This is a genomic window from Neisseria sp. P0021.S005 (genome assembly GCF_051956955.1).
In genome coordinates this window covers 1-9446 of sequence record NZ_JBQCWY010000087.1, presented here as the reverse complement: position 1 = coordinate 9446, position 9446 = coordinate 1, and the positions used below count along the sequence as shown (strand labels likewise).

Sequence of the window (9446 nt, the reverse complement as noted above, 5' to 3'; positions counted from 1 at the left end):
AACAGAATTTTAAACTCTCCTGTCCAGACCAAGATATTTTGAATTTAGCCTGTATAGGTCATGTACACTGGCTTTCAGAAAACTTTAACTGGATACATTGGCATCAAAAATACAGTGAATTAATCGATAATCCCAACAATATCCGCTTAGTCCATTTTGTTGGTCATATCAAACCGTGGCATCAATTAGGCTTCCACCCCGCATATGATCAATATTTTAAGAATTCCCCATGGAATAACGGATATCTAGAACAACCTCTATCAACTTGGTTGCCCTTTCCAAATCCTAAAAGGAAATTTAGACAAGCAGCCAAACGACTTTGGAAACAAGGACAAAAAAAGCAAGCATGGGCATACTACAAAGAATATTTATTACGCAGAATCAACAAACGACGGTATCAAGCACCCTCTCTAGGTAAATAAGGCCGTCTGAAACCATTTTTCCAATCGCAATTAAGGAATAAAACATGAGTACACAAGATTTGAGCGGCAAAATCGCTTTGGTAACCGGCGCATCGCGCGGTATTGGTGCGGCGATTGCCGATACTTTGGCTGCGGCTGGTGCAAAAGTTATCGGCACGGCCACCAGCGAAAGCGGTGCGGCTGCAATTAGCGAGCGCTTGGCGCAATGGGGCGGCGAAGGCCGTGCATTGAATTCTGCCGAACCTGAAACCATCGAAAACCTGATTGCCGACATTGAGAAAGAATTCGGCAAACTGGATATTTTGGTCAACAACGCCGGCATTACCCGCGACAACCTCCTGATGCGCATGAAAGAGGAAGAATGGGACGACATCATGCAGGTCAACCTCAAATCCGTCTTCCGCGCTTCCAAAGCCGTATTGCGCGGCATGATGAAACAGCGTGCCGGCCGCATCATCAACATCACTTCTGTTGTCGGCGTGATGGGCAATGCCGGTCAAACCAACTATGCGGCGGCAAAAGCGGGCTTGATCGGTTTTTCCAAATCCATGGCGCGCGAAGTCGGCAGCCGCGGCATTACCGTCAACTGCGTCGCCCCCGGCTTTATCAACACCGATATGACCCGCGCTCTGCCGGAAGAAACCCGCAAAACCTTTGAAGCGCAAACTTCTTTGGGCAAATTCGGTGAAGCGCAAGATATTGCCGATGCAGTCTTGTTCTTGGCTTCTGATCAGGCAAAATACATTACCGGTCAGACACTTCATGTCAACGGCGGCATGTTGATGCCTTAAACCGTTTGTTTATTTAAAGGCCGTCTGAATATTTCAGACGGCCCTTTTTGTCAATCAAAACACTATTTTACATTCTATCTTGATATAATCTTAATAATCCGTTAGATAACGCTCGAAACAGTAAATCCAAATAAGCATGATACGGGAAATTAAATCGCAGGAATAAATTGAGTTCTGTGCGTTTTTATTTGGGTTTGCTGTCGGTTTTCGACGTGTTTCAGACGGCCTCTATATAACAATATTTACTTTTAATGAAAGGCCGCCCACTCTATGCACGAATTTTCCCTTGCTCCCATTGTCATTGTTCTGTTGGTTGCCGTTATTACGGTTATCTGCTGCCGCAAATTCAACATTCCTTCCATGCTCGGTTATCTTTTGGTCGGTTTTATTGCCGGTCCGGGTATGTTCAGACTGATTCCGCAAAGCCACGCTACCGACTATTTGGGCGAAATCGGTATTGTGTTTCTGATGTTCAGCATCGGCCTCGAATTCTCCCTGCCTAAACTCAAAGCCATGCGCCGCCTCGTGTTCGGTTTGGGCGGCTTGCAAGTCATCGTTACCATGCTCTCGATTATGGGCATTTTGATGGCGATGGGCACACCGTTCAACTGGGCGTTTGCCACTGCCGGTGCACTGACCATGTCGTCCACCGCCATCGTCAGCCGCATTTTGTCGGAGAAAACCGAGCTGGGTCAGCCGCATGGTCAAATGGCCATGGGTGTTTTGCTGATGCAGGATATTGCCGTTGTACCGCTGATGATTCTGATTCCGGCGCTTGCAGGCGGCAGCGAAGGCAACTTGTGGGTAGAGCTGGGCTTGGCCGGTTTGAAAATGTTGCTGACCTTGGGCATTTTGTTCGTTATCGGCAGCCGTGTGATGTCGCGCTGGTTCAGACTGGTTGCCAAACGCAAATCGTCCGAACTCTTCATGATCAACGTTTTGCTGGTTACTTTGGGCGTAGCCTATCTGACAGAGCTTGAAGGCCTTTCTATGGCATTGGGCGCATTCGTTGCCGGTATGCTGCTTTCCGAAACCGAATACCGCATTCAGGTGGAAGATGATATCCGTCCATTCCGCGATATCCTGCTGGGCTTCTTCTTCATTACCGTCGGTATGAAGCTGGATATTCAGGCGCTGATAGGTAACTGGCAGCAAATCCTGATTTTGTTGGCAATCCTGTTGATTTTGAAAGCACTGGTCGTCTTCATCATCGCTTTGCGCATGAAAAACCCTGTGGGCGACAGCCTCAAAAGTGCGCTTTATTTGGCACAAGGCGGCGAGTTCGGCTTCGTGATGCTGGCCATTTCCAGCAAAATCAATATGGTTTCGCCCGAATTGGAACAAGCAGCTACTGCAGCCGTCTTGCTTTCCATGATTGCCGCTCCATTTATCTTGGGCAGCAGCGATGCCATCGTCAGCCGCTTCGTCAAATCCGACTGGGACATGAAAGCCTTGGACTTGCACTCCATGTTGGTGGAAACCATGAGCAAATCCGAACACGTCCTGATTATCGGTTTCGGACGCGGCGGTCAATCGGTTGCCCGTGTATTGGCGCAAGAAGGCATCCCCTACTTTGCCCTCGACTTGGACATCGCACGCGTACAAGTGGCACGCAACGCAGGCGAACCGGTTTCCTTTGGCGATGCCAAACGCCGTGAAGTTTTGGAAGCCGCCGGATTGGGACGCGCCAAAATGGTGGTCATTACGCTGAACAATATGCACGAAACCCAACATGTTCTCGGCAACATCATGTCCATGCATCCGAGCATGCCGGTTTATGTTCGCGCCACCAATGACGATTACGTTAAAACCTTTACCGAAATGGGTGCGGAAGAAACCGTCTCCGATACCAAAGAAACCAGCCTGGTGCTGGCAAGCTATGCCATGTTGGGCCACGGCCTCTCCTACAACCATGTTTATCAAACCATAACCCATATCCGTCACAGCCGCTATGCATCGTTGCAAGACTTGTTTATCGGCAGCGACGATGACAGCTTCTCAGACGAAGACAGCAAAGCCATCTCCCGTCACGCCTTCCCGTTGCACGGCGAGGCACATGCCATCGGCAAAACCATCCGCGAATTGCCCTTGTCCGCCCATCATCTGAAGCTATTGTTTATCCGCCGCAAGACCGGAAAAATCCAAGACCTTGATCCTGATTTTGTTTTGGAAAACGGCGATATTTTGATTGTCGCAGGCAAGCAGGAAGAAATTATTTCCTTTGAAAACTGGTGCTTACAGGGAGATATCTAATAATCGGCAAATAAATCTTGCGCGCATCAGGATTTTTTGGTTTAATAGCGTCTTCGCAATTTTGCGCACGGGTGATTAGCTCAGTTGGTAGAGCGTCTGCCTTACAAGCAGAATGTCGGCGGTTCGACTCCGTCATCACCCACCAAGTTTCCTTTTCATTGTCTTTGACAGTGGATGCGCGGTGGTAGCTCAGTTGGTTAGAGTACCGGCCTGTCACGCCGGGGGTCGCGGGTTCGAGCCCCGTCCGCCGCGCCATTATTTAAAAATACTGATTTTTCAGTATCTCCCTTTTACGGGTGATTAGCTCAGTTGGTAGAGCGTCTGCCTTACAAGCAGAATGTCGGCGGTTCGACTCCGTCATCACCCACCACTTTCCTTTTCATTGTCTTTGACAATGGATGCGCGGTGGTAGCTCAGTTGGTTAGAGTACCGGCCTGTCACGCCGGGGGTCGCGGGTTCGAGCCCCGTCCGCCGCGCCATCAAGTTAAAAATAAAAAATACCGGTTTTTACCGGTATTTTTTTCGTCTGTATCCTATGTCTTTTTATAAAAAATCCAGCTATTTAAATAGTATAAACAGGACAACACAATAAAGCAGACATATGGTTTAAATCCTGAAAGACCATCCATCTCAAGCGGATTCACACCAAACGCTTATTCATCAAATCCCTATATCATCTATTCAAAATAGACATAAATACTTGCCTCCCCCTCTTACACAAAGGCCGTCTGAAAACGTCAATACATTTTCAGACGGCCTTTTTTAGCTTATCAAGCCTGATACCTAATCATGCAGGAGGCCTTAGCATCAATCCAATGTTCGCCACCGGGCTGAACAATTTTAGACACCAGCTTATCCAAGTCGCGTAAATAATCGGTCGATTTTTGGCTGTTAATAATAACGACAACCAGCAACGGCTTTTCGCCCAACCAATACCCAGCCAATGCGCGGACATCTTTAAGCGTACCGGTTTTAAGGCGCAGGTTTTCACCTGGCTGTTTCAAGCGTGTTTTAAGCGTGCCGTCTTTACCGGCAATCGGCAGCGTACTGATAAACTCGTTTTTAAACGGGCTGAAGTAGGCTTTTTCCAACATTTGCGCCATCATTCGCGCATTAAGCCGTTCTACGCGGGACAGGCCTGAGCCGTTTTCCAACACCAGCCCTTCCGTATTGATACCGGCAACCGCCAGCTCGCTTTTTACGATAGAGGCGGCCTTAGTCTGCGCCAGCTTGTAATCAGACACATTTCCGGCAAATTTAAGGAAAACCGAACGGGCAATCAGATTATTAGAATGCTTGTTCATATCGGTGAGGATATCGGTAAGCGGTTTGGATAGATGGCTTGCCAACACATGCGCATCATGAGGCGCAACACCTGTCGTCAGGCCGTCTGAAACCGTACCGTCTTGTTGGCGCCATTGGTTCACAAAACTTTTGCCGACAAATTCTTTCATGCTGTACATATTCAGATACAGCTCTTTGCCCAAGCAGCTTTCCGGCAGCTTGCCCGATACGGTCAGCGTATTGTTTTTATAGGCAGTCTTCATGTGGTTTTTTAAAACACTGCACTTCCCTTCCTTATCTTCAAGCGTCAATTTGTTTTGAATGTTCAGATTCGGCAGCGGCGGATTGGTACGGATGACCAAGCTTCCGTCTTCTTCTTTTTCAGCACGCAGTTCAACGGTTTTATACGCCAACATATTGGGGTCGGGCGGCGTCATAAAGCTTTCGGCAGAATCGGAAGCAAAATCATCCGGATTCTTCACATCGCCCCACAGGCTGCGGTCGAGTATCAGATGCCCATCAATATGGCGTATGCCCTTATCGCGCATCTGTTGCTGCATTTGCACCAAATCATGCTGGTCAAACACAGGATCGCCGCTCCCCACCCAATACACATTGCCTTTCAGTGTATCGCCTTTGATTGAGCCGTTGGTTTTAAACTCAGTTTTCCAACGATAATCGCCGCCCAGCATACGAAACGCGGTAAACGCCGTTACCAGCTTCATGGTCGAAGCAGGATTGCGCAATTCATCGGCACGGTGTTCGGCAATCACTTTGCCGCTATCCAATTCCTGCACATAAACAGAAATCTCATTTTCAGGAATGCGCCCGAAATCCAAAGCCCATGACGGACAAACCGCCATCATCAGGCTGATTGATAAAATACTTTTTAACTTCATTGTGTTACAAAATCTTATAAATTCTGATGAGGTACTTAGGCCGTCTGAACGTTTCAGACGGCCTTTTATTTATTTCTGATGTGCTTTCAAACGCAAAGCAAACATGACGACCGCAACACCGACAACCAAAGCGCAACCCATCGCCAAATGGATACCGTCCAACATTGCCTGTTGCGGCATATCTGCGCTGGAAAGTTTCTCGCCGATATTGGTCGCACCGACGAAAAACGCCGCGCCGATGGCACCGGCAATCGGGTTGATGGTGGTCAGAATCGCCGCACCGTGCGGATTGAGCGTTTTCGGCAACGCGTTCAGACCATGGGTTTCGCCGGTTACACAAGCAGACACGGAAAGCGCCAACAGCGTAAACATCGCCGTCAGCATCACCACTTGCGTATCAATCCGCAAAAACAGCCACAATACCGCCAGCGACACCACCAGCATCACTGTTGCCGGCAAAACGACAAAGCGTCCGCCCTTTTTGTCCAACAATTTGCCGAACAAAGGTGTGGCAACCGCTTGGGCAATACTGGCAGGCATCAGAATCAGACCGGTTGCCGTACCGGTCAGCATCAACACTTGCTGCGTGTACATCGGCACCATCAGTTCCAAGCCCAAGAACAGGAATATCGCACCGGCCAAAATCACAACGCAATATCTGAACTGCTTGTATTCAAACGCACGAAGGTTCAACAACGGCGTGGCCAAACGGAATTGACGGTGCGCAAACCACCCCACCAGCACAACGGAAGCGGCAAAGAGCAGGATAAATTCCACCAGCGGCATATGGGCAAAATTACTGCTCGCATAAACCAGCCCGCCGAAGCCCGCAATCGACAGCACAGCCGACAACATATCGATTTTCGGACGGCTGATGTTGCTCAAATTGACCGTCAAATATTTGCCCACCAGCACCATCGCCGCCAACATAAACGGCGCGGTAAAACCGAACAGCACGCGCCAATGCGTATGGTCGATGATGATACCCGACAGCGTCGGCCCCATTGCAGGCGCGGCGGTAAACATCATGGTAATCACGCCCATCGCCGTTCCGCGCTTGTTGGGCGGGAAAATCGACAATACGCCATTAAACAAAAGCGGGACAAAAAACGCGGCAGACACTGCCTGCACCATACGCCCGACCACCAATACGCCAAACGTCGGTGCAAACGCGCAAATCAGCGAGCCGGCTAAAAACGTCACCTGCGTAAACAGCACCATTTTGCGTGTTTCAAACCATTGAATCACGCCTGCCGTAATCGGCGTAAATGCCCCATGACCAGCAAAAAGCCCGTCGTCAGCCATTGAACCGTGGTCTTATCGACACCGAAATCTTTCATAATCGGCGTGAGCGCGACATTCAGCAGCGTGTCGTTGAGATAGCCGAAAAATGCGCCGATGAATAAGGTGGCGACAATGGTTTTAGCTGGAAAATCAGGATTGTCGGCGTAGTATTCGTGCGCCGTATCATTTTCTTGAAAATCAGAAGCGTGCATAATAATTTGAAATATCGGAAAAATTGTTATTTTAGCATAAACCGGCTGACAGGCCGTCTGAAACCTTGACCGCTTCCCTAGACAACACTAAAATCCAGAATAGTTTTCATTTCCATTATCAAACAGGAGAAAAACATGTCAAAAAAAGTCAGCATCTTGGTCGGCAGCCTGCGTAAAGGTTCGTTCGCACGAAAAATCGCACAAAACGTCATTTCCATGTTCCCCGAAGGCTACGAAGCACAAATCGTCGAAATCGGCCATTTGCCTTTGTATAACTTCGACTACGATGATCCTGCCGTTACCGACTTCCCCACTCCGCCCAGCTATACCGAGTTCCGCGAAACCATCAAAGCTTCAGCCGGCGTATTGTTCGTGACTTCCGAAAACAACCGCACCGTCCCCGCCTGCCTGAAAAACGCCATCGACATCGGCTCCAAACCCAATGCCGATGTTGCCTGGAAAAAAACACCGGCCGGCATCATCAGCCATTCCGTCGGCAAAATGGGCGGTTATAGCGCGCAAAAAAATCTGCGCCTTGCCCTCTCATATTTCGATATGCCGCTGACTGGCCAGCCGGAAGTATTCCTCGGCAACTCGCCCACCCTGTTTGACGACAACGGCCGACTCATCGAATCTGCGCGTGAATTTGTTCAAGGCTATATCGACCAACTGGTTGCCTTGATTGAGAAAAACCCTAAATAATCGGGATTGAAGTATACAGGCCGTCTGAAAAACGAAATTTCAGACGGCCTCATCTTTTACAAAAAATCAGTTTTTCGACAGTTCCTAAATTTTTACTAATTGAGTGCGGTTATAATCAATCCACCCATCCTCCGGAGAACTTCCATGCGCGTATTATTGGTTGAAGACGATGCCATGATTGCCCAAGCCGTCAGTGCCAATCTGAAAGACACCGGCTACGCTGTCGATTGGGTCAGCCGCGGTTCGGAAGTTGCCGCAGCAGTGGCGGCGCAAGCATACGATTTGCTGCTCTTGGATTTGGGTTTGCCCGGCAAAGACGGTTTGGACGTATTGGCGCAAATCCGCAACGGCGGCTGTACCGTTCCCGTCTTAATCGTGACCGCGCGCGACGATTTGCACAGCCGGCTCAACGGCTTAGACGGCGGCGCAGACGACTACATCGTCAAACCCTTCGACATGGCGGAACTGCAAGCCCGTATGCGTGCCGTATTGCGCCGACACGGCGGACAGGCGCAAACGCTGCTGACCAACGGTATCATCACGCTCAACCCTTCCACCCATCAGGCGGAAGTGGTCGGGCAGGAACAGGCCATCATGCTCAGCAACAAAGAATTTGCCGTCCTCCAAGCCCTGCTGCTGCGTCCGGGCATGATTCTGTCACGCAGCGATTTGGAAGATAAAATCTACGGCTGGGGTGAAGAAGTCGAAAGCAACGCCGTTGACTTCCTGATTCACGCCTTACGCAAAAAACTCGGCAAAGAAGCGATTCAAAACGTCCGCGGGGTCGGCTGGCTGGTTGCACAAAACAACCAAGCCGTCTGAAAAACCACAACAATATCAACACACAAACCATGCAACGCCTTATCCACACCATCAAACAATCCCTGCAAGTCCGGATCAGCCTCGCCCTGATCTGCATGCTCCTGCCCCTCTCCATTCTTGCAGGCATATTTTCATATTACGATACTTATCACGAGACCCAAGAGGTTCAAGACGACCTGCTGCGCCAAGTCGCGAACTATCTCGACCCGAGCGATGCCGATGACGAGAATCACTCGCTCGACAACGACAACAAGATTTCCGTTCAATTTCCCAATACGCCCAACCCCATTGTCAGCCTGCCTGAGCAGATTTCAGACGGCCTGCACACCATTCAGGCCGATGACGACGACGATTACTACCGCGTTTATACCCGCAACACCAAGCAAGGCCGCATCGCCGTCATGCAGGAAAGCGACTACCGCGAAGAGCTGGCCGAAATGGCCGCCGTGCAGAGCATCCTCCCCATGCTCCTCGCCCTGCCCCTGATTATCCTGCTCACCGTCTGGATTACCCACCGCACCATGCGTTCCGTCAAAACCCTGTCCAACGATTTGGAACAGCGCCAAATCAACGACCTCTCGCCGATGGACACGCAAAACATTCCCAGCGAAATCCAAGGCTTTGTCGTCGCCATCAACAACCTGTTGCAGCGTACCGACGAAAACGTCCGCCAACAGCAACGCTTTATCGCCGATGCCGCACACGAATTGCGCAGCCCCATGACCGCCCTTTCCCTTCAGGCAGAGCGGCTCAACAATATGCAGCTGTCCGCCGAAG

The 9446-nt window shown here is 50.0% G+C and carries 7 protein-coding genes, 4 tRNA genes and 1 pseudogene; 10 read left to right on the top strand and 2 right to left on the bottom strand.

Annotated elements, in window-relative coordinates; genetic code table 11:
* From ACTHUE_RS07115 to ACTHUE_RS07085, 7 genes are all read left to right on the top strand, one after another.
* The coding region (locus ACTHUE_RS07115; protein ID WP_440423174.1) for a glycosyltransferase at positions 1–422 on the top strand (422 nt) is incomplete at its 5' end.
* A 44-nt stretch (positions 423–466) separates the two neighbouring features.
* Positions 467–1213 (top strand): 3-oxoacyl-ACP reductase FabG, encoded by a 747-nt coding sequence (gene fabG, locus ACTHUE_RS07110; protein ID WP_440423172.1) that lies wholly within the window; start codon positions 467–469, stop codon positions 1211–1213.
* 270 nt (positions 1214–1483) lie between these two features.
* Positions 1484–3466, top strand: coding sequence for a monovalent cation:proton antiporter-2 (CPA2) family protein (locus ACTHUE_RS07105; protein WP_440423170.1), 1983 nt, complete (start codon positions 1484–1486; stop codon positions 3464–3466).
* A 69-nt stretch (positions 3467–3535) separates the two neighbouring features.
* Positions 3536–3611: transfer RNA gene (locus ACTHUE_RS07100), tRNA-Val, on the top strand.
* 33 nt (positions 3612–3644) lie between these two features.
* Positions 3645–3721 (top strand) — tRNA-Asp (locus ACTHUE_RS07095).
* A 39-nt stretch (positions 3722–3760) separates the two neighbouring features.
* Positions 3761–3836, top strand: a tRNA-Val gene (locus ACTHUE_RS07090).
* Between the two features lie 32 nt (positions 3837–3868).
* Positions 3869–3945: transfer RNA gene (locus ACTHUE_RS07085), tRNA-Asp, on the top strand.
* Positions 3946–4236: 291 nt separating this feature from the next.
* On the opposite strand, the gene dacB is transcribed toward ACTHUE_RS07085, so the two are convergent.
* On the bottom strand, positions 4237–5649 hold the full coding sequence (gene dacB, locus ACTHUE_RS07080) for a D-alanyl-D-alanine carboxypeptidase/D-alanyl-D-alanine endopeptidase (RefSeq protein WP_440423168.1): 1413 nt from the start codon (positions 5647–5649) through the stop codon (positions 4237–4239).
* A gap of 69 nt (positions 5650–5718) precedes the next feature.
* A pseudogene (locus ACTHUE_RS07075) lies at positions 5719–7145 on the bottom strand (MFS transporter).
* Between the two features lie 135 nt (positions 7146–7280).
* Here ACTHUE_RS07075 and ACTHUE_RS07070 point away from each other — a divergent pair.
* From ACTHUE_RS07070 to ACTHUE_RS07060, 3 genes are all read left to right on the top strand, one after another.
* The gene (locus ACTHUE_RS07070; RefSeq protein ID WP_049333517.1) at positions 7281–7847 is read left to right on the top strand and encodes an NADPH-dependent FMN reductase; all 567 of its coding nucleotides are present in this window, start codon (positions 7281–7283) and stop codon (positions 7845–7847) included.
* Between the two features lie 144 nt (positions 7848–7991).
* The gene (locus tag ACTHUE_RS07065; protein ID WP_070607137.1) at positions 7992–8669 is read left to right on the top strand and encodes a response regulator; all 678 of its coding nucleotides are present in this window, start codon (positions 7992–7994) and stop codon (positions 8667–8669) included.
* Between the two features lie 29 nt (positions 8670–8698).
* Positions 8699–9446: histidine kinase dimerization/phospho-acceptor domain-containing protein (locus ACTHUE_RS07060; RefSeq protein WP_440423166.1), on the top strand; the 748-nt coding region annotated here is incomplete at its 3' end.